20 protein-coding genes and 3 pseudogenes are annotated in these 17,706 nt (G+C 69.4%); 10 read left to right on the top strand and 13 right to left on the bottom strand.

Annotated features, from left to right (window positions below):
- Positions 1–33: 33 nt before the first annotated feature.
- The 4 genes from ACFU5K_RS23030 to ACFU5K_RS23015 all read right to left on the bottom strand — a co-directional run bounded on the left by ACFU5K_RS23030 (position 34) and on the right by ACFU5K_RS23015 (position 3,370).
- The gene (locus tag ACFU5K_RS23030) at positions 34–606 is read right to left on the bottom strand and encodes a Clp protease N-terminal domain-containing protein (protein WP_384064736.1); all 573 of its coding nucleotides are present in this window, start codon (positions 604–606) and stop codon (positions 34–36) included.
- Positions 606–815, bottom strand: a complete 210-nt coding sequence (locus ACFU5K_RS23025; protein ID WP_073745141.1) for a helix-turn-helix domain-containing protein — start codon at positions 813–815, stop codon at positions 606–608. The genes ACFU5K_RS23030 and ACFU5K_RS23025 overlap by 1 nt, the downstream gene beginning before the upstream one ends.
- Before the next feature lie 161 nt (positions 816–976).
- The gene (locus ACFU5K_RS23020) at positions 977–1,942 is read right to left on the bottom strand and encodes a zinc-binding dehydrogenase (RefSeq protein ID WP_384064733.1); all 966 of its coding nucleotides are present in this window, start codon (positions 1,940–1,942) and stop codon (positions 977–979) included.
- A gap of 192 nt (positions 1,943–2,134) precedes the next feature.
- Positions 2,135–3,370 carry an NADP-dependent malic enzyme gene (locus tag ACFU5K_RS23015; RefSeq protein ID WP_384064731.1) on the bottom strand — a complete coding sequence of 412 codons (1,236 nt, stop codon included), beginning with the start codon at positions 3,368–3,370 and terminating at the stop codon, positions 2,135–2,137.
- A 521-nt stretch (positions 3,371–3,891) separates the two neighbouring features.
- On the opposite strand from ACFU5K_RS23015, the gene ACFU5K_RS23010 reads away from it, so the two are divergent.
- The 3 genes from ACFU5K_RS23010 to ACFU5K_RS23000 are packed head-to-tail and all read left to right on the top strand — an operon-like array spanning position 3,892 to position 6,580.
- The gene (locus ACFU5K_RS23010) at positions 3,892–4,851 is read left to right on the top strand and encodes an ABC transporter substrate-binding protein (RefSeq protein WP_384064728.1); all 960 of its coding nucleotides are present in this window, start codon (positions 3,892–3,894) and stop codon (positions 4,849–4,851) included.
- A gap of 29 nt (positions 4,852–4,880) precedes the next feature.
- Positions 4,881–5,822, top strand: coding sequence for an amino acid ABC transporter permease (locus tag ACFU5K_RS23005; RefSeq protein WP_384064725.1), 942 nt, complete (start codon positions 4,881–4,883; stop codon positions 5,820–5,822).
- A complete protein-coding gene (locus ACFU5K_RS23000) occupies positions 5,819–6,580 on the top strand; it encodes an amino acid ABC transporter ATP-binding protein (RefSeq protein WP_384064723.1) in 762 nt (253 codons plus the stop codon). The genes ACFU5K_RS23005 and ACFU5K_RS23000 overlap by 4 nt, the downstream gene beginning before the upstream one ends.
- Before the next feature lie 92 nt (positions 6,581–6,672).
- Here ACFU5K_RS23000 and ACFU5K_RS22995 read toward each other — a convergent pair whose 3' ends face one another.
- A complete protein-coding gene (locus ACFU5K_RS22995) occupies positions 6,673–7,446 on the bottom strand; it encodes a class I SAM-dependent methyltransferase (RefSeq protein ID WP_384064721.1) in 774 nt (257 codons plus the stop codon).
- Positions 7,447–7,533: 87 nt separating this feature from the next.
- Here ACFU5K_RS22995 and ACFU5K_RS22990 point away from each other — a divergent pair, with 87 nt between their 5' ends.
- On the top strand, positions 7,534–8,163 hold the full coding sequence (locus tag ACFU5K_RS22990; RefSeq protein WP_384064718.1) for a CGNR zinc finger domain-containing protein: 630 nt from the start codon (positions 7,534–7,536) through the stop codon (positions 8,161–8,163).
- On the opposite strand, the gene sodX is transcribed toward ACFU5K_RS22990, so the two are convergent.
- Positions 8,067–8,504, bottom strand: a complete 438-nt coding sequence (sodX, locus tag ACFU5K_RS22985) for a nickel-type superoxide dismutase maturation protease (protein WP_384064716.1) — start codon at positions 8,502–8,504, stop codon at positions 8,067–8,069. The two genes, ACFU5K_RS22990 and sodX, sit on opposite strands and share 97 nt — an antisense overlap.
- A 168-nt stretch (positions 8,505–8,672) precedes the next feature.
- On the opposite strand from sodX, the gene sodN reads away from it, so the two are divergent.
- Entirely contained in the window at positions 8,673–9,068 is a 396-nt protein-coding gene (sodN, locus tag ACFU5K_RS22980) for a superoxide dismutase, Ni (protein WP_033298259.1), read from the top strand.
- Between the two features lie 7 nt (positions 9,069–9,075).
- Here sodN and ACFU5K_RS22975 read toward each other — a convergent pair.
- Positions 9,076–9,471, bottom strand: a pseudogene (locus tag ACFU5K_RS22975) (tyrosine-type recombinase/integrase); the annotation flags it as partial.
- Between the two features lies 1 nt (position 9,472).
- On the opposite strand from ACFU5K_RS22975, the pseudogene ACFU5K_RS22970 reads away from it, so the two are divergent.
- Positions 9,473–9,939, top strand: a pseudogene (locus tag ACFU5K_RS22970) (mobilization protein); the annotation flags it as partial.
- A gap of 165 nt (positions 9,940–10,104) precedes the next feature.
- On the opposite strand, the gene ACFU5K_RS22965 reads toward ACFU5K_RS22970, so the two are convergent.
- Positions 10,105–10,803, bottom strand: a complete 699-nt coding sequence (locus ACFU5K_RS22965; RefSeq protein ID WP_384064712.1) for a hypothetical protein — start codon at positions 10,801–10,803, stop codon at positions 10,105–10,107.
- Positions 10,804–10,903: 100 nt separating this feature from the next.
- Here ACFU5K_RS22965 and ACFU5K_RS22960 point away from each other — a divergent pair.
- The 3 genes and pseudogenes from ACFU5K_RS22960 to ACFU5K_RS22950 form a co-directional block, all read left to right on the top strand.
- A pseudogene (locus tag ACFU5K_RS22960) lies at positions 10,904–11,215 on the top strand (tetratricopeptide repeat protein); the annotation flags it as partial.
- 1 nt (position 11,216) lies between these two features.
- Positions 11,217–11,747, top strand: coding sequence for an NUDIX domain-containing protein (locus ACFU5K_RS22955; RefSeq protein ID WP_384064710.1), 531 nt, complete (start codon positions 11,217–11,219; stop codon positions 11,745–11,747).
- A 68-nt stretch (positions 11,748–11,815) separates the two neighbouring features.
- Positions 11,816–12,676, top strand: coding sequence for a hypothetical protein (locus ACFU5K_RS22950; protein WP_384064708.1), 861 nt, complete (start codon positions 11,816–11,818; stop codon positions 12,674–12,676).
- 77 nt (positions 12,677–12,753) lie between these two features.
- Here the strand turns inward: ACFU5K_RS22950 and ACFU5K_RS22945 are convergent, their stop codons facing one another.
- The 5 genes from ACFU5K_RS22945 to ACFU5K_RS22925 form a co-directional block, all read right to left on the bottom strand.
- Positions 12,754–13,455: an alpha/beta fold hydrolase gene (locus tag ACFU5K_RS22945; RefSeq protein ID WP_384064705.1), complete on the bottom strand. Its 702-nt coding sequence runs from the start codon at positions 13,453–13,455 to the stop codon at positions 12,754–12,756.
- A 49-nt stretch (positions 13,456–13,504) separates the two neighbouring features.
- Positions 13,505–14,386 (bottom strand): NAD(P)H-binding protein, encoded by an 882-nt coding sequence (locus ACFU5K_RS22940; RefSeq protein ID WP_384064703.1) that lies wholly within the window; start codon positions 14,384–14,386, stop codon positions 13,505–13,507.
- On the bottom strand, positions 14,383–14,736 hold the full coding sequence (locus tag ACFU5K_RS22935) for a DUF952 domain-containing protein (RefSeq protein ID WP_327114808.1): 354 nt from the start codon (positions 14,734–14,736) through the stop codon (positions 14,383–14,385). Before ACFU5K_RS22935 ends, ACFU5K_RS22940 begins: the two co-directional genes overlap by 4 nt.
- A 9-nt stretch (positions 14,737–14,745) precedes the next feature.
- Positions 14,746–15,750 carry an NAD-dependent epimerase/dehydratase family protein gene (locus ACFU5K_RS22930; protein WP_384064699.1) on the bottom strand — a complete coding sequence of 335 codons (1,005 nt, stop codon included), beginning with the start codon at positions 15,748–15,750 and terminating at the stop codon, positions 14,746–14,748.
- Positions 15,751–15,823: 73 nt separating this feature from the next.
- Entirely contained in the window at positions 15,824–16,777 is a 954-nt protein-coding gene (locus ACFU5K_RS22925; protein WP_384064695.1) for a LysR family transcriptional regulator, read from the bottom strand.
- Positions 16,778–17,031: 254 nt separating this feature from the next.
- Here ACFU5K_RS22925 and snpA point away from each other — a divergent pair, with 254 nt between their 5' ends.
- The gene (gene snpA / locus ACFU5K_RS22920; protein ID WP_384064692.1) at positions 17,032–17,703 is read left to right on the top strand and encodes a snapalysin; all 672 of its coding nucleotides are present in this window, start codon (positions 17,032–17,034) and stop codon (positions 17,701–17,703) included.
- Positions 17,704–17,706 lie beyond the last annotated feature (3 nt).

The following is a 17,706-nucleotide window of genomic DNA, read 5'->3' as shown; positions in this document are numbered from 1 at the left end:
GGGCGTGAGCGCTCCGCCCGTCGGCTCGTCAGGTCAGCCGGCCAGGGCCTGTCCGTGGCCGCCTGTTCCGTACAGCGCGCGCTCCACCGCCGCGTAGGTCGCGCCGTGTTCGGCGAGTACCTCGGCGACCACTCCGGGGCCGGCCGCCAGGGCCAGCAGCAGGTGCTCCTCGCCGATGAAGCGGTCGCGGCGGCCCAGGGCGATGCGCAGGGACTTCTCCAGCACACTCTTCGCCCCGGCGGTGAAAGGCCGTTGCGCCGACCACCACCGGCGGCTCCTGCGGTCGCCCGCCAGGACTCCTTCACCGTGCACGTCCTCGACCCGGGCCACGATCTCGGTGACGTCGATGCCGAGGTCCGCGAGCGCCTCCGTGTCGGCCCTGGTGAGCCCGCCGCGGCGACGGGTCTGCGCGAACGCCGCCTCGATCGAGGCCTTGCGGTCGGTGAGCCCGAGGGCTGCCACGGCGAACGCGGACCGGCTGCCTTCCTGGTCCAGCAGGGAGAACAGCAGATGCTCCTCCGTGATCGCGTCCGCTCCGGCCCGCTCGGCATGGCTCACCGCGCCCGTCACCGCAACCCGGGCCCCCTTGGTGAATCGCTCGAACATCAATGCCTCCCGTACTTCTTGTGCACGGCCTGCCTGCTGACACCCAGCTCGGCAGCGATCTCCTGCCATGACCAGCCCTTCGCGCGGGCGCTTCTCACCTGGACGGCTTCGAGTTGCTCCAGCAGCCGCCGCAGCGCGGCGACCGCGCGAAGCCCGACACGCGGGTCGTGGTCGCCGGCACGGGCGGCGAGGTCCGTTGCTTCGGTCATGACGTCAACCTATGTTGACGACCGATCACTGTCAACTGAAATTGACAGAATCGATGGACAGGCGCGCGTGAGGTCGAAGGCGCGGAGCACGGCGGGCGCGTCGCCGGACCGCCAGGGCCGCAGCACGAGGCCCTCCGGCGTGGGCAGTACGTCCGCCGGGTTCACGAGGTGGTGAGCACGATCTTGCCGAACAGGTCCCCGGCGGCCAGCCGCTCGAAGCCCTCGCGGGCCCGGTCCAGCGGCAGCGTCTCGTCGATGACGGGCCGCACGCCGGTGGCCGCACAGAACGAGAGGAGGTCCTCCAGCTCGTCCTTGGAGCCCATGGTGGAACCGACGACCTTGAGCTCCAGGAAGAAGATGCGGGTCAGCTCGGCGTGCGAGGGCCGGTCCCCGCTGGTGGCGCCCGAGATGACCAGGGTTCCGCCGGGCCGCAGCGACTTGACCGAGTGGGACCAGGTCGCGGCCCCGACCGTCTCGATGACCGCGTCCACGCGCTGGGGCAGCCGCGCTCCGGGCTCGTACGCGTCCAGGGCGCCCAGCTCGACCGCCCGCTTACGCTTCGCCTCGTCGCGGCTGGTGGCGAACATGCGGAGACCGGCGGCCTTGCCCAGCACGATCGCGGCGGTGGCCACACCGCCGCCCGCACCCTGCACGAGGACGGAGTCGCCGGGCCGAACACCCGCGTTGGTGAACAGCATCCGGTAGGCCGTCAGCCAGGCGGTGGGCAGACAGGCGGCCTGTTCGAAGGTGAGCTCCTTCGGCTTGGGCAGCACGTTCCAGCTGGGGACGGTGACCTGTTCGGCGAAGGTGCCCTGGTAGCGCTCCGTGAGGATGGAACGGGGCTCGGTCGGGCCGACCCCGTGCCCGGTCTGACCGATGACGGAGTGCAGGACGACCTCGTTGCCGTCCTGGTCGATGCCCGCGGCATCGCAGCCGAGGATCATCGGGAGCTTGTCCTCGGCGAGGCCGACACCTCGCAGGGACCAGAGGTCGTGATGGTTGAGCGACGCCGCCCTGACCTGGACGGTGGTCCACCCGGACCGCGCCTCGGGGGCCGGGCGTTCACCCAGCTCGAGTCCGTCGAGGGGCCGGTCACGGTCGATGCGGGCTGCGTAGGCGGCGAACATGGCCACGACGATAGGCCGTGACGCGTCGTGACGTAACCGTTCGATGGTGTGACACACGCCCCAGAACCAGGCCGGTGGCGGGTGGTCAGTGACGGCCGCTGAAGGCACAGTGTCCGGGCCCGGGAACGCGGCGGGCCGGGGTACGGTTCCGCACAGCGGTTCCGTGGCGGTCCCGGCCCGCCGTGTACGGTGTCAGCGCCTGGCCACGCCTTCGGCCCGGGCCGCCGCCGCGACGGCGGCGGTGACGGCGGGGGCGACCCGCTCGTCGAACGGCGACGGGATCACGTAGTCCGCGGCAAGTTCGTCCCCGACGACGTCCGCCAGGGCGTTCGCCGCCGCGATCTTCATGCCCTCGGTGATCCGGGAGGCGCGGACCTGCAGCGCGCCAGCGAAGATGCCGGGGAACGCCAGCACGTTGTTGATCTGGTTCGGGTAGTCCGACCGGCCGGTCGCCACGACGGCCGCGTACTTGTGCGCGATGTCGGGGTGGACCTCGGGGTTCGGGTTGGCCATGGCGAACACGAACGCGCCGGGCGCCATGGAGGCGACGGCCGGCTCGGGGACCGTACCGCCGGAGACGCCGATGAAGACGTCGGCGCCCGCGAGCGCCGTCTCCAGGGAGCCCGTGATCCCGGCCCGGTTCGTGATCTCCGCCAGCTCGCGCTTGACCTCGGTGAGGTCGTCGCGGTCACTGCTGACGATTCCCTTGCGGTCCGCGACGGCGACATCGCCGACGCCCGCCTCCAGCAGGAACTTCGCGATGGCCACACCCGCCGCACCGGCACCGGAGATGACGGCGCGCAGGTCACCGAGCGTCCGGCCGGACAGCCTTGTGGCGTTACGCAACGCCGCCAGAGTCACCACGGCCGTGCCGTGCTGGTCGTCGTGGAAGACCGGGATGTCGAGACGCTCCTGGAGCTTGCGCTCGATCTCGAAGCACCGGGGCGCCGAGATGTCCTCCAGGTTGACCCCGCCGAAGGACGGCGCCAGGCGCACGACGGTGTCGACGATCTCGTCCGCGTCGGTCGTGGCGAGCGCGATCGGCACCGCGTCGACCCCGCCGAACTGCTTGAACAGAATCGCCTTGCCCTCCATCACCGGGAGGGAGGCCTCGGGACCGATGTCCCCCAGGCCGAGGACGGCGGTACCGTCCGTCACGACGGCCACGACCTGCGACTTCCAGGTGTAGTCGTGGACGAGTTCGGGATGCTCGGCGATGGCACTGCACACCTTCGCGACGCCGGGCGTGTAGGCCAGGGACAGGTCGTCCTTGTCGCGGATCGGAACGGTGGCCTGCACGGCCATCTTCCCGCCGCGGTGGAGGGCGAAAGCCGGATCGAAGGGCTCGTCCGCACCACTGAGCCCGTCCGCACCGGCGGCGCCGGGCGTGTTGCTGTCGCTGCGAGGATTGACGATCTCCGCTGCCATTGTGTTGACCCCTTAAGTCTTCATCATTTGAGGGTGGCCACTCCTGGTCAAGGAGGGGTGGGCGGGCACCGCGTACGTTCCCGGCACCGAGCGGTTGGCCCGCTCCGGCAGGGGTGACACGTACGCGCGGGCGCGCCGCACACGCGCCCTGAGCCCCGGATGAGGGGAGTAAAGGTCATTTTTACCGGACGGACCCTGTCTCTTACGAGTCGGTATCGGCTCGGTGACATGACTCATAGCCGAAAACGTGGACAAGTCCACTAAGGGCCACAAAGGTCGTCCGTCGGTTGAGACGCACCGGAGATTCTCCGGAGTAGCGCTCACTTCCCTGCAGAAGGTCCCACCTTGCGGCACCTGCCCATTGGGGTACGGGGGTCTCCCGTTACCCGATTTTGACATGCGCAGCCCCCTGAATGGGTCAGTCCGAATGGCAAGATGCCCTAATCACACAAGGTGGCGACATTCGAAGGTGCGTGTGTATCCACCTGACCTGCACTTCTCACCGCCGGAGGATTCCGACCATGACCGCAAGCACCCTCTGTCGTTCGACCGCAAAGTCCCGGATTGCCGCGGTCTGCGCAGTCGCGGTCGCCGGCACTCTGCTGCTGACCGCCTGCGGCGACCAGACCGACAGCGCCACCAAGAAGGACTCGGGCGCCACCGCGACCAAGGACGCGCCGCTCGCCGACCTCGTCCCCCAGTCCGTCAAGGACAAGGGTGAGATCAAGGTCGGATCCGACATCGCTTACCCGCCGGTCGAGTTCAAGGACAAGAGCGGCAAGACGGTCGGCATAGACCCCGACCTGGCGGACGCGCTCGGCAAGCAGCTCGGCGTGAAGTTCGTCTTCGAGAACGGCACGTTCGACACGCTCCTCACCGGACTGCGCTCGAAGCGCTACGACCTGGCCATGTCGGCCATGACCGACACCAAGGACCGCCAGGAAGGTGTCGACTCCGAGACGAAGAAGAAGGTCGGCGAGGGTGTCGACTTCATCGACTACTTCACCGCGGGTGTCTCCATCTACACCAAGAAGGGTGACGACCAGGGCATCAGCACCTGGTCGGACCTCTGCGGCAAGAAGCTGGTCGTCCAGCGCGGCACGGTCTCCCACGACCTCGCCAAGGCCGAGAGCGCCAAGTGCGGCAGCAAGGGCAAGATCGCCATCGAGGCGTTCGACAACGACCTCGAGGCCCAGACCCGGCTGCGCGGCGGCGGCGCCGACGCCGGTTCCTCGGACTTCCCGGTCGCGGCGTACGCGGTGAAGACCTCAGGCGGCGGCAAGGACTTCCAGCTGGTCGGCGAGCAGGTCGAGGCGGCCCCGTACGGCATCGCCGTCGCCAAGGGCAACGACGAGCTCACCAAGGCCATCGAGGCGGCCCTGAACGCGGTCATCAAGAACGGTGAGTACGCGAAGGTCATCTCCAAGTGGGGCGTCGACGAGGGCGCGGTCACCGAGGCCAAGATCAACGGCGGGTCCTGACCCAGGATCCGCGCTGAAAGGCATCATCTGTGACTGACACAACGAAAGCGGGCCCGGCGGACGCCCCGCCCACCCCGTCGGCAGGACCGGAGGCGATCAAGGCCATCCCGGTGCGCCACTACGGCCGGTACGTCTCGGCGGTCGTCGCTGTCGGCCTGCTGGCCACGCTCGTCTACGCGTTCGCGCAGGGCGACATCAACTGGGGCGCGATCCCGGACTACTTCTTCGACCCCCAGATCATCGAGGGCGTCAAGAACACGGTCATCATCACGGTCCTTTCCATGACCATCGGCGTGGTGCTGGGCATCGTGCTGGCCGTGATGCGGCTTTCCAAGAACCCGGTGACCACGTCCATCGCGTGGGGCTACATCTGGTTCTTCCGCGGGACCCCGGTCTATGTACAACTGCTGGTCTGGTTCAACCTCGGGATCGTCTTCGAGTACATCAACCTCGGGCCGATCTACAAGGACGAGTGGTCGTCCTTCATGACCCCGTTCCTCTGCGCCCTGCTGGGCCTCGGGCTCAACGAGGCCGCGTACATGGCGGAGATCTGCCGCGCCGGCCTCCAGTCGGTGGACGAGGGGCAGACCGAGGCGGCGCACGCCCTGGGCATGAGCCACGGCAAGACGCTGCGACGGATCGTCGTTCCGCAGGCGATGCGCGTGATCGTGCCGCCGACCGGCAACGAGGTCATCAACATGCTGAAGACCTCGTCGCTCGCGGTGGCCGTCCAGTACACCGAGCTGCTGCGTTCCACCCAGAACGTGTCGCAGACCTCTGGTGCCACGGTGGAGATGCTGTTCCTGGCCGCCGCCTGGTACATGGTGCTCACCTCGATCCTGAGCATCGGTCAGTACTACCTGGAGCGGTACTACGCACGCGGCTCCAGCCGCAGCTTGCCGGACACCCCGTTCCAGAAGGTCAGGGCCAACATGCTGTCGCTGGGCCGCCCGAAGGGAGGCGCCGCATGACCGCCATGGTGAAGGCCGAGGGCGTACACAAGTCCTTCGGCCCCGCACACATCCTCAAGGGCATCGACCTCGAGGTCGCCCCTCGCGAGGTGTTCTGCCTGATCGGCCCATCCGGTTCGGGCAAATCGACGTTCCTGAGGTGCATCAACCACCTGGAACAGATCAACGCGGGCCGGCTGTACGTGGACGGCGAGCTGGTCGGCTACCGCCAGAAGGGCGACAAGCTCTACGAGCTCAAGGACAGCGAAGTCGCTCTGAAGCGCCGCGACATCGGCATGGTCTTCCAGCGCTTCAACCTGTTCCCGCACATGACGGCCATCGAGAACGTCATGGAGGCCCCGATCCAGGTCAAGGGCGAGGCCAAGGCGGTCGCCCGGGCCCGCGCGGAACGACTGCTGGACCGGGTCGGCCTCGCCGACAAGGCGAAGAGCTACCCGTCCCAGCTCTCCGGCGGTCAGCAGCAGCGCGTGGCGATCGCCCGCGCGCTGGCCATGGAGCCGAAGCTGATGCTCTTCGACGAGCCGACGTCCGCGCTCGACCCGGAGCTGGTCGGGGACGTCCTGGACGTCATGCGCGGACTGGCCGACGAGGGTATGACCATGATCGTCGTCACGCACGAGATGGGCTTCGCCCGCGAGGTAGGCGACGCGCTGGTCTTCATGGACGACGGCGTCGTGGTCGAGTCCGGCCACCCGCGCGACGTCCTGACCAACCCGCAGCACGACCGGACGAAGTCGTTCCTGTCGAAGGTGCTGTAACAGCGGCGGCCGCGATGCGAGGAGGGCGGTACGGACCGGGTCCGTACCGCCCTCCTCGCGTCGTGGCCGTCTCGGTCACTTCCCGGCGAGGCCTACTTGACCGCCAGGACCATGCTGTCCGAGGGCGAGGACCAGACCGCCCGGGCCTCGCCGAAGCCGGCCTCGCGGAGGGTGCGGGCGTGCCAGTGGACGGAAGGCATGTCGCCGTCGGCATGCTCGCCGTAGATCTCGAACCGCTCGGCGGTGGGCGCCGCGAGAGCCGGGTCCTTCGCCATCAGGGCCCACCACTCGCTCCAGTCCACGGCGCCCGAGGCCTTGGCCCGGTCCATGACGGCGTGCCGGTGGGCGCGTTCGGCGGCGTTGATGCGGGGGGTGTCGGTGTCGATCATGTGGTCCGCGTTCATGAACACCCCGCCGTCCCTGACCAGGCCGCCGATCTGCCCGTACAGTGCCGCCAGCGGCTCGCTGTGCAGCCAGTGCAGGGCCGTGGCCGTGAGCACCGCGTCGTAGGACGTGTGCGGGAGCCGCCCGGTCCAGGCGGCGTCCTTCAGGTCGGCGCTGACGAAGGTAACCCGGTCGTCGCCCTGGAATGTGCCGCGCGCGATGGCGAGCAGCGCGGGGTCGAGGTCGACGCCCGTACATGTGGCCTTCGGGAAACGTCTGAGGAGCCGGTCCGTGATACTGCCCGTACCGCAAGCGAGGTCGAGCACTCTCGGTTCGGGCCCGACGACGGCCTCGACCATGTCCAGCATCACCCGGAACCGCTCCTCGCGGTCCGGCATGTACCACTCCTGCTGCCGGTCCCAGCTCTCCTGCCAGGACTGCCAGTCGGTACCCGTCGCCGTCACTCGGACCTCCGTCAGCATCGATGCACGTCGTAATACTCATGCCCTGCAACCACCCATTACACTGGTCGCCACACCGACCATAGACCGACGCCGTAAGGACTACAAGTGGAATTGGCCTATTACTCGGACTATGCCGTGCGTCTGGTCAACACCGAGGAGCCGGCCCGCGGCAAGGACTCGCTGACGACGGTCGATTCCGTCCGCGAGCTGTTCGGCGCCAACGCCCAGGCCGCGCGCCGCGCGACGGACACGGACGTCACCCGATTCCGTTCCGTACGGGCACGGCTGCGGGCGGTCTTCGAGGCGGCCGACGGCGGTGAGGAGACCCTCGCGGTCGACCTGCTCAACTCGCTGCTGCTGGAGTTCCCCGTGAGCCCGCAGATCTCCGGTCACGACACACGGGACGAGGACGGAAAGCCGGACTGGCACATGCACCTCGCCGACCATCCGTCGAACGCGACGGCGGGGTTCGCGGCCATCGCGGCCATGGGGCTCGCTTTCCACCTCACGTCGCACGGGGTGGACCGGCTCGGTCTGTGCGAGGCGGCGCCGTGCCGCAACGCCTACCTCGACACCTCCACCAACCGTTCGCGCCGCTACTGCTCGGACCGCTGCGCGACCCGGGCCAACGTCGCCGCCTACCGGGCCCGTAAGCGCCTGGAGACGGAACGGTCCGACGAGACCCTGCGCACCGCGGACACGGCCCAGCCCAGCAGTCCGAGCACCGAGCGCTGATCCTTCCTCAGGGGCCGGTAGCGGGCCCGCGCACGCGCCAGCACGAGCTCCTCGGGCACGGTCCCGTAGTCCGTGCTGTCCCCGCCCGCGAACGAGTTGTCGCCAAGAACCCACCATCCGGCCCCACGCCGCTCGGCAGCACGCTTGACCACCAGCAGATCCTGCTGGAACGGGTGCCGCAGGATGACCACGTCCCCCGGACGCACCGGCGCCCCGTGCTGCACGAGCAGCCAGTCCCCGTGATACAGCGTGGGCACCATCGACGGCCCCGTCACCTCCACGACCTGGAACGACTTACGCACCGTCCGACCGCTCAACGGCTCCTGCGCCCGCTCCGGCATCTGTGGCACCTCCCGGTCCATCCTCCAGTACACCGCTCCGTGCATTCGGCCACTGGTCGCATTCCCGCCTTGGACTTTTGGCCTAAGCCCCAGGGGGCAGCCGCGAAAAGCGGCTTCCCACGGAGTAATGTCCCACCTGAGAAGACGATCACGAGGAAGGACAGCCCCATGCTTTCCCGCCTGTTTGCCCCCAAGGTGAAGGTCAGCGCGCACTGCGACCTGCCCTGCGGTGTGTACGACCCGGCCCAGGCCCGCATCGAGGCGGAGTCCGTCAAGGCCGTCCAGGAGAAGTACCAGGCCAACGAGGACGCGGACTTCCGCACGCGCGCCGTTCTGATCAAGGAGCAGCGCGCCGAGCTCGCGAAGCACCACGTCTCAGTGCTCTGGAGCGACTACTTCAAGCCCCCGCACTTCGAGAAGTACCCGGAGCTGCACCAGCTGGTCAACGACACCCTGAAGGCGCTCTCCGCGGCCAAGGGCTCGAACGACCCGGCCACGGGCCAGAAGGCTCTGGACCTGATCGCCCAGATCGACAAGATCTTCTGGGAGACCAAGAAGGCTTGATCTCTGGCTAGGCCGTCTGACCTGCGGTTTCGCTGGTCAGGCTTCCTACCGGTCCGCACCCGGTCCGCAGGCCGCCGAGCACGGCGTCCATGACGGCCCGGGTGCGGTCTTCTTCCCCCGGCCACAGGTGCGCGTAGATCTGCAGCGTGATGACGGCGGACGCGTGGCCGAGAACCAGCTGCACCTGCTTGACGCTCGCCCCGCCCGCGATGAGCGCGGAGGCGTAGAAGTGCCGCAGGTCGTGGGTGACCATGTGCGGCAGTTCGACGGGCTTGCGGCCCGAGCGCTCGGCGGCCTTGTTCTCCTCCGCCTGGAGCGCCTTGCGGGCGCAGTTCCACTCGGTCTTCCACCGTTGGTAGTTGAGCGGCTCACCCTCCTCCATGGTGAACAACCACTCCGTGGATGAGCAGCGAGGCCACGACAACAGGCCGCAGCAGCCGACGAAGCCTTCCGCCACCTCCAGGCCGGCTACCAGCAGGCCGCCGCACCCGTGCTGGCAGACCTGACCCGCCGCGCCCCACGAGCGGAGACTGCCCGCCGCTTCGAGCAGGACCTCCGCGCGGCCCTTCCCGATCACGCCGACCGGATCCTCGCCGACCCCACTTGGACCGCCCTGACCACAACCCTCGCCCAGGCCGAAACCGCCGACCACAACCCTCGACGCCTCTTGGCCGAAGTGGGCACCCAGGGGGAACTCGACAGCGCGGAGCGCCCCGCCGAGGTCCTCAACTGGCGCATCACCGATCAGCCGAACCGGCGGGCTCAAGCGGCTCGTAGGCGAAGCACCGTCAGCGGTACGTCCTCCATGTCGCCACACTCTCCGGCCGCACCGGCGGCCATGAGGCCCGAGGAGCGCAGTCGACACCGCTGACCCCGGTCTCTCCCAGCCAGAATCCCGGCGAAGGGACCGGCAAGCGAAGGCCGACACCCCCCGGTGTGACACGTTCCCCGAGGGAACACCGGAAGTGTTCCCTCGGGAACGCCTGGCCGTGAGGAAACGAGGACCTTCCGTTCAGATTCCGGATGGCGAAGTAGATCAGCGGGGGCGTTGAGCGGTTGCCTGAAGGTGCTCAAGGAGGATGCGAGCGTCGAGACGTATGTCGATGACACGATCGCGCACGTCGGTGAGAAGCCAGCCCAGCAGCTCGGCAGTGGCGTCGTACTCATCGTAGAAGCCCATGCGCAAGTCGGTGATCTCGAACTCGAACATCACGTCGTCGACGAGGTCTGCCAAGTGCGCGTCGGCGGCTGGGGTATTGGTCGCGGTCCATGTGTTCAGCCACGGGCGCAGGCTGTTGGTGGCCACGGTAATGACGCTGAGGGAATTCCTGACGGGCACGGGGCTGGGGTGGGTATGCAGCGTGCTCTGCCACCAAGCGGACCAGACGTCCCGTAGGGCCTCGGTCAAGGGCAAGTCCCAGGTAGCCCAGCCCGCATGGATCAGGCGGGAGGCGATGAGCTCCTCGTCGATGTGGAGCCGGCCGGTGACGAGTAGGCGAATGATGCGCGGGACGAGGTGACGATAGAGACGAGGAAAGTCTTCCCAATGATCAGGCGTCTTTGCGGCAACCGAGCAAACCAGGTCGTCGGCTATGAGTTGGAGCGGGCCGGAGAGTTCGGCGAAGTTTCGCTCGCTGTAGCAGTACGTGCACCCTGTGACGAGGAAGGGACCCTCTGAGGCGAAGGCGTGGTCCAGGGCATCGAGAGCTGTCATGAGCTGCTCAGAGCAAGACATGAAGACCTGCCGGGGGACTCCGTCCGGGTCACCGGCGAAGATCGCAGGCTATCAGGCCGTCCCCTCACCTCTCGCGGAATGCCTTGATGGTCCGAGTGGAGGTGCCGACCACATCGGCACCGAGCAGCAGCACCGAGACGCCCTCACCCGCTGGGACCCGGAGAAGTACAAGCGCGTCCACGCCCTCACCCACGCCGACCTCGGCGACAGCCTTGCCGCCCAGGCCCGCGCCGCCGAAGCCGTCGCCGCCTGGACCCAGGCCCTGGTCCTCATGGAGGGCATGGCCTCCGACCGGACCCGAAAGGCGATCAAGTCGATCCGCTTCACCCGTGCGGTCTACCTGCGCCGCCGCGTCCCTGGCGCCGCCGGCGCCGCCGGTCTCGCCCGCCGCGCCCGCGAAGCCCTCGCCTAACATGCCCAACAACCCGCCCGCCGAAGGGAACACCGTGACCCAGCAGACCGACGCTCAGCCGAAGGCCCTCAAGCCGGCGCCCGAATCCATGACCCTGCTGGTCGCGGCCGTCATCGTCCACGACAAGGCCACCAACCGCGTCGTGCTCCTCCAGCGCAGCGAGAACTCGAAGTTCGCCCAGGGGCTGTGGGACCTGCCCGTCGGCAAGAGCGAGCCGGGCGAACCGATCACCGAGACGGCTGTCCGCGAGCTGTACGAGGAGACGGGCCTCACCCTGAAGCCCGAGTCCCTCAAGGTCGCCCACATCATCCACGGCGCCTGGGGCGTCGAGGCCCCCAACGGCTTCCTCACCGTCGTCTTCGCCGCCCACGAATGGACCGGCGAACCCGAGAACCGTGAACCCCGCAAGCACTCCCAGGTCTGCTGGGTCGACGCCGGCTCCATCCCGGAGAGCTTCGTGGACACCACCTCAAGTGCCCTCCACAGGTACCTCACGGGAGGTCCGGAGGTTTCCCTCAACGGCTGGAGGTAGAGGGGCCACCGTAGGGACTGGTGTGCCCGCTCTCAAGGGCACGTTGCCCGGGCGGCATCATGTCCTCCGTGACGAACAGCGCAGCCCTGCATCCTGCCCAGATACCGGGGTACGGCGGTCGCCCCCTCACGCATCAGAAGGGGCTTCTGGATGAGCCCCTGTTCTGGCTGGGGCATCTCTACTCGTGTGCCCAAAGCGAAGAGGCAGAGGAACTACTGTTCGGCGCGGACTACGACGCGGCTGGCGACTTCCAGCGCCATCTGTGGGAGCGCACCGACTGGCCGACATTCACTGTCCCGCTCGCTGACAATCATCGTCTCCACGTCGTCTACCGCACCTTTACGGATGACACCGGTACCGATTACCTCCTCCACCATCCCGACTGGCACCAAGCTGAGCTGCTCGCCCGGGACGATGGGCACTTCATGGGACCAGGATTGTCCTGGCCCGAGCTGGTGGCAGCCGCGGACAACGCACTGCCCGGCGGCAGCAGCACCGACCCTCACGCCCGTCTGCTGCTCTTGCTGCCTGCGTTCGGTGACGACGAGGTACCCGATAATGCCGTTGCCCGTCTGGTGGCCGCGCTACGCGCCCGTACCAGCGTAGAAGCCCCTGAGACCCTCGCCGCCGCTCTCCTGGAGACTCAAGGAGCTCCCGGCTCTGTGTGCTGGACGACATCCGGGCACGGATTCTCCGTCAACGACGGCGACTACTCCTTCCGCAACCCCGCCAACCGCTTCGCGCTGTCAACCGCTCGCCTGGCCCGAGTGGCCGCGGCCCTGGCACCGCGACTGCCTCGCGCAGTCCGCACACAGTCCGCAGGACACCCGATCAGGACCGTCGCACCCCATCGCCAGCCATCAGCAAAAGGCCAGGTCAGCGCCCCACAGGGAAGATCCCTGCAGGTCATCGACCCGGCCCATTACTAGGAGACCAAGAAGGCCTGATCCACGGTCCGCGCCTTCGCGCGGCCGTGTCCGGCCCGAAGACGGACCCGGGCGGCCCTTCAGGCCCTGGAAGCCGGACGGAGCAGGATCCTCGCAAGGTCGTCCGGCGCGGAGAACATCGGCCAGTGTCCGGTGTCCATCTCGGCGTACTCCCATCCACCGCTGCTCACCGACGCCGCCACGTACTCGCTGGGCTCCGGGCCGTCGAGCAGGCATTTGACGTAGGTCGCGGGGAGTTCACCCACCGGCCGACGCATCTCGGCGGGCTCGGTCAGGGACGCGCCCGGATGGGGCGTGGCGCCGCTGACGAGGCGTCCGGACTGCTCACCGGTGAGCCCCTGTCCCTCGCAGTCGGCCAGCGTCAGGGGTGCCCAGGAGCCGCCGTCGCCCGCGAGCGTCTCCTCGAAGGCGTGCCGGCCCTGCCACCAGCGGTCGGCGAACGATATTCCGTCCGACGGGACTTCGGAGTCCACGAAGACCGCATGGTTCAGCCGGTCTCCGATCCGCTCCGCCGCCTGGCCGACGGGGATGCCGGAATAGCTGTGCCCGACGAGCACGACGTCGCTCAGCCCGCGGCGCTCCACCTCGTCGACGACGTCCTGGACGTGGGTCCGCTGCCCGGCGGGCTGACGCTTGCGCTCGCCGAGTCCGGAGAGAGTCACCGGGTAGGCGCCGTGTCCCGCCGCGTGAAGATGGGGGACCACGTCGTCCCACGCCCACGCTCCGAGCCACGCGCCCGCCACCAATACGTAATTCGCCATGGTGCCAACGTAGTGCGGGGGTCCGACAGCCCCGCCCGGTCCGCCCCTGTCACGAGTGCGGGAGGAGGTGCCGCCAGCTGTCCGGGTTCTGCCGCAGGTAGGCGGCCAGGCTCTCGGCGGGGCGCCCCGTGAGGCGGGGGACCGCGTCCGAGACGGCGGCCAGCTCACCAGCGGCGATGGCCTCGTACGACGTGACCCAGCCGGCCACCTCCCACTCCTCGGCCCCGTAACGGGCACGGGATGCGTAGGCCTCCTCCCTGGTCTCCGGTGAGTAGCTGACCGCCCGGCCGCTGATCCGGCTCAGCTCCTCCGCCGCCTCCGCGAGGGTGAACGCCTCGGGGCCTGTGAGGTCGTACGTCACGCCGTCATGACCGGAGCCCTCGTCCAGCAGAACGGCCGACGCGGCGTCGGCGATGTCCTCGTGCGCCACGGCCGAGACCCGCCCGTCGCCGCCGGGACCGCGCAGGACCCCGTCGGTGCCCGTCATCGCGGGAAGCCCCGCCAGGTACCAGCTGTCGCGCAGGAAGGTGTGCCGCACATCGGCCATCCGGACGTGCGCCTCGGTGTGCCAGTGGTCCCGGGCGAACGTGAACGTCGCGTCCGGGGCGGCTCCGAGGAACGACACGTACACGATGCGTTCGACGCCTGCGGCGACCGCCGCGTCCACTGCGGTGGTGTGCTCCAGCACCCGGCCGGGACTCTCGTGCGCCGATACCAGGAACAGGGTGTGGGCCCCGTCGAGCGCACGCCGCATGGCCTCGCCGTCGCCGTATGCGGCCGGTGGCGCGAGGACCGCGCCGGGCAGCCGGGGCAGCCGGGACGGGTCCCTGCCCAGGAGGCGCACGGGGACACCAGTCCGGGCCAGGCGGGCGGCCACCCGGCCGCCCACCGCGCCGCTCGCTCCGGTCACCGCGACGAGAGGGCTGATCACGGTGCCCCGCCCTCCTCCCGCGCCGTGTGCTCGCTGAAGGGGCGCACCTCCACGACCGCGTCCACCGGGATCGGTCCGTAGATGTGCGGGAACTCCTCACCACCGGGCTTCATGGCCTCGAAGCGCACGGGTGACCCGAGCCTTTCGCCGTCGATGACCAGGACCACCAGCCCTCCGGGGTCGGGCCCGTACAACGCCCGTGCCACGGCCGGCAGCTGGTGGGGCAGGGAACAGTGGATGAACCCCTCCTCCTTCAGGGTCCTGCCGCGGGTCGACATCTCGTACGTGCCCGCACATCGTGCGGCATCCCAGAGGGGCTCTTCCGTGAGGTGCAACAGCTGTTCGGTCATCCGCCCACGCTAAGGGCTGCCGGGGGCACCCAGCAGCTTCGCCTCCGTCCGCGCGTCGAGGCCGACACTCGGCCGGTCCGGTCTGTGCGGAACCGTGCCTCCCAGATCGCGCATCCAGGCCCAGGTGTCGGCGACCGTCTCACCGACGGGCCGGCAACGCAGTCCGGCAGCGTGCGCCTTGGTGACGTCGCCCAGGTGCAGGAAGTCGTAGTCCTCGCCGGCGGGCAGCCAGACCGGCAGGCCCGTCCAGGGTTCCACGCCGGCCGCGAGGAGCACCTCCGGTTCGGTCCACCGCAGTTCGGCGTCCGAACCGGTGACCCGGACACAGGAGTCGAGGAGCTCGCCCATGGTCGTGTGGCCGGGGCGGCTCACCGTGTTGTACGCCCCTCCCAGGCCCTTCTCCGCCGCGTCGAGCAGCCAGTCCGCCAGGTCGCGTGCGTCGATGTACTGCAGTCCGGCGTCCCGGGGTCCCGGTGCGATCACCGGGCCGCCCCGGGCCGTGCGGTTCAGCCACCACGGCAGACGGCCGATGTTCTCACCGGGGCCGAGGATCAGCCCGGCCCTGGCCAGCAGCGCGCGGTCCCCGAAGGCGTCGAGCGCCGCGAGCTCCCCGCCCCGCTTGGCCAGGGCGTACGAGACGTCCTGGCCCGCGTCGGGCGAGGCTCCCGCGACCAGTGGGCCGTCCTCCGGCAGGCCCGCCGGGGCGGGGTGGGCGTACACCGACCTGCTGGAGACGTAGCTGAAGTGCCCCGCTCTGCCGTCCAGCGCCCGGGCGGCGTCCCGGACTGCCGAGGGGGCGCCGCCCCAGGTGTCCACGACCACGTCCCAGGTGCCGTCGTCCAGCGCGGCAAGCCCGGCCCCGCCCGTCGTCCGGTCGCCCGTCAGCGTCCGCACCCCGCTCGGCGCCGGGTGGCGGCCGCGGTGGAACACCGTGACCTCCCATCCCCGGCCGAGCGCCGCGTCCGTGACCGCGCGCCCGACGAACTCCGTGCCGCCCAGCATCAATAGCCTCATGCCGTGACCCTGCCCGTCGGCCACGGACCGGGAAACGGCACCTCGCTGTCGGCAGAACGGGGAACCATCCGGGTCAGGCCGCGTGCGCCAGCGGACTGCGGTGCCGCAGCAGCCACCGGTGGTACTCCTCGGCACGCCGGGCCGCGTCGCGGTAGGCCGCCTCCAGTTCCCCGTACACGCCTTCGATGTCCGCGCCCGGCCTCGAGACGAGCAGCAGCCGGACGGCCAGCGGATCGCCGCGGAGGGGGCGGATCGCCATGTCGTCCCGCGGACCCGTGGTCGGCTGGCAGGGGGCGACCGCCTCACCGAGCACGACGAGGGAGGCGGCCGTGAGGTAGTCGCCGTGCAGCACGGGCGGATCGAGGCCCGCGGCGCCGAGGATCCGGCGCACCCCGTCCCACTCGCCGTCCACCGAAGGGTCGACCATCCACCGGTCCGCGGCGAGGTCCCGGAGGTCCACCACCGGAAGGTCCGCCGCCGGATGGTCCTTGGACAGGGAGATGAACTGCGGTTCACGGTCCAGGAGTACGCGCCTGTCCAGTCCGTCGGGAACGCTGAGCGGGCAGCCCTCCACCTCGTGCACGAAGGCCACGTCCAGCCGGCCGGCGGCCACCGCCCCCAGCAGTTCCCGGGCCGAGACGTCCACCCGTAGCGAGATGTCCGTCCCGGGCAGCAGAATCCGCAGCCTGCGCAGCCAGCCTCCGATGACGCGGCTCGCGGTGGATCCGATGCGGAGTCCGGGGCCTCCTGCCCTGGCCGCTTCGGCCTCGGCCATCGCGGCACCGACCAGGGTTGACATGCCGTCAACCAGAGGGCGGGCACGGCCGAGGAGGACGCGGCCCAGGAGCGTGGGCCGGCAGCCGGTCCTTTCCCGCCGGAACAGCTCAGCCCCCATGACCCTCTCGATCCGCTGGAGCTGGGTGGTCAGGGAGGGCTGGCTGACGCCCAGCCGCCGCGCCGCCTGGTGCAGGCTGCCCGTGTCGGCGATGGCGCAGAGCGCCCTGAGGTGTCTCACCTCCAGGTCCATGACGGGGAGCGTATGGCTGTTCGCAGGCCGAGCACCAGATGGCACAACCCCGCTAAACACCGTCATTCAGGTGCTGTTGGGGCGACTCCCAGGTGCCGTTTGTGTGGGGTTCCTGTGGGGGCGATAGGGCGACGCTATCGCCGGTTGACATCATCCGCCGGAGCCCCGGATGCCCCGACACTCTCTCCGTACCCCCCACCCGTTACCCGTCCGGTCGCCGGACGGGGTTCATCGGACAGGTAGGAGAACCCCCCATGAGACACCTCAGGACAGCCGTCATGTCGGCCGTGGCCGGTCTCGGACTCGCCGCAGCACTGGGCACCACCCCCGCGGTCGCCGCCGCACCGGCACCTGTCGCTCCCGCCGACAGCGCCGCCGCGCAGGCCGGCTACTCCGCGTACGCCGGTTCGAACGAGAACGCCGCCGCGAACAAGGCGTTCTTCGACGCCGTCATGGACTCGGTCGCGAAGAAGCGGGCCGCGAACCCGGGCGCCGCGGCCGTCACCGTCGTCTACAGCACCACCAATGCCCCGAGCTTCCGCAGCCAGATAGCCAGCAGCACCAGTATCTGGAACAGCTCCGTCTCCAACGTCAAGCTGCAGGAAGGCTCGAACCCCGACTTCACCTACCGCGAGGGCAACGACTCCCGGGGTTCGTACGCCAGCACGAACGGGCACGGCAGCGGCTACATCTTCCTCGACTACGCCCAGAACCAGCAGTACAACTCGACCCGTGTCACCGCGCACGAGACCGGCCACGTCCTGGGGCTGCCGGACCACTACACCGGCCCGTGCAGCGAGCTCATGTCGGGCGGCGGCCCCGGAACGTCCTGCACGAACGCCTACCCGAACTCCACCGAACGCTCCCGGGTGAACACCCTCTGGCAGAACGGCCTCGCGGCCGCGCTCGCCCGCGCCACCTCCTGACCC

Source organism: Streptomyces sp. NPDC057428 (assembly GCF_042803195.1).
Classification (GTDB): Bacteria; Actinomycetota; Actinomycetes; order Streptomycetales; family Streptomycetaceae; genus Streptomyces.
The sequence above is the reverse complement of the archived record's forward strand: the minus strand, read 5'-3'. Positions and strand labels throughout refer to the sequence as shown.

Coding starts and splice junctions, on each gene's coding strand:
- ACFU5K_RS22935 (WP_327114808.1), bottom strand. CDS start 14,736: ATGACCGAACAGCTGTTGCACCTCACGGAAGAGCCCCTCTGGGATGCC.
- ACFU5K_RS23025 (WP_073745141.1), bottom strand. CDS start 815: ATGACCGAAGCAACGGACCTCGCCGCCCGTGCCGGCGACCACGACCCG.
- ACFU5K_RS23000 (WP_384064723.1), top strand. CDS start 5,819: ATGACCGCCATGGTGAAGGCCGAGGGCGTACACAAGTCCTTCGGCCCC.
- sodX (WP_384064716.1), bottom strand. CDS start 8,504: ATGCCGGAGCGGGCGCAGGAGCCGTTGAGCGGTCGGACGGTGCGTAAG.
- ACFU5K_RS23015 (WP_384064731.1), bottom strand. CDS start 3,370: ATGGCAGCGGAGATCGTCAATCCTCGCAGCGACAGCAACACGCCCGGC.
- ACFU5K_RS22995 (WP_384064721.1), bottom strand. CDS start 7,446: ATGCTGACGGAGGTCCGAGTGACGGCGACGGGTACCGACTGGCAGTCC.
- ACFU5K_RS22930 (WP_384064699.1), bottom strand. CDS start 15,750: ATGAGGCTATTGATGCTGGGCGGCACGGAGTTCGTCGGGCGCGCGGTC.
- ACFU5K_RS23030 (WP_384064736.1), bottom strand. CDS start 606: ATGTTCGAGCGATTCACCAAGGGGGCCCGGGTTGCGGTGACGGGCGCG.
- sodN (WP_033298259.1), top strand. CDS start 8,673: ATGCTTTCCCGCCTGTTTGCCCCCAAGGTGAAGGTCAGCGCGCACTGC.
- snpA (WP_384064692.1), top strand. CDS start 17,032: ATGAGACACCTCAGGACAGCCGTCATGTCGGCCGTGGCCGGTCTCGGA.
- ACFU5K_RS23020 (WP_384064733.1), bottom strand. CDS start 1,942: ATGTTCGCCGCCTACGCAGCCCGCATCGACCGTGACCGGCCCCTCGAC.
- ACFU5K_RS22955 (WP_384064710.1), top strand. CDS start 11,217: ATGCCCAACAACCCGCCCGCCGAAGGGAACACCGTGACCCAGCAGACC.
- ACFU5K_RS22945 (WP_384064705.1), bottom strand. CDS start 13,455: ATGGCGAATTACGTATTGGTGGCGGGCGCGTGGCTCGGAGCGTGGGCG.
- ACFU5K_RS22925 (WP_384064695.1), bottom strand. CDS start 16,777: ATGGACCTGGAGGTGAGACACCTCAGGGCGCTCTGCGCCATCGCCGAC.
- ACFU5K_RS23010 (WP_384064728.1), top strand. CDS start 3,892: ATGACCGCAAGCACCCTCTGTCGTTCGACCGCAAAGTCCCGGATTGCC.
- ACFU5K_RS22965 (WP_384064712.1), bottom strand. CDS start 10,803: ATGTCTTGCTCTGAGCAGCTCATGACAGCTCTCGATGCCCTGGACCAC.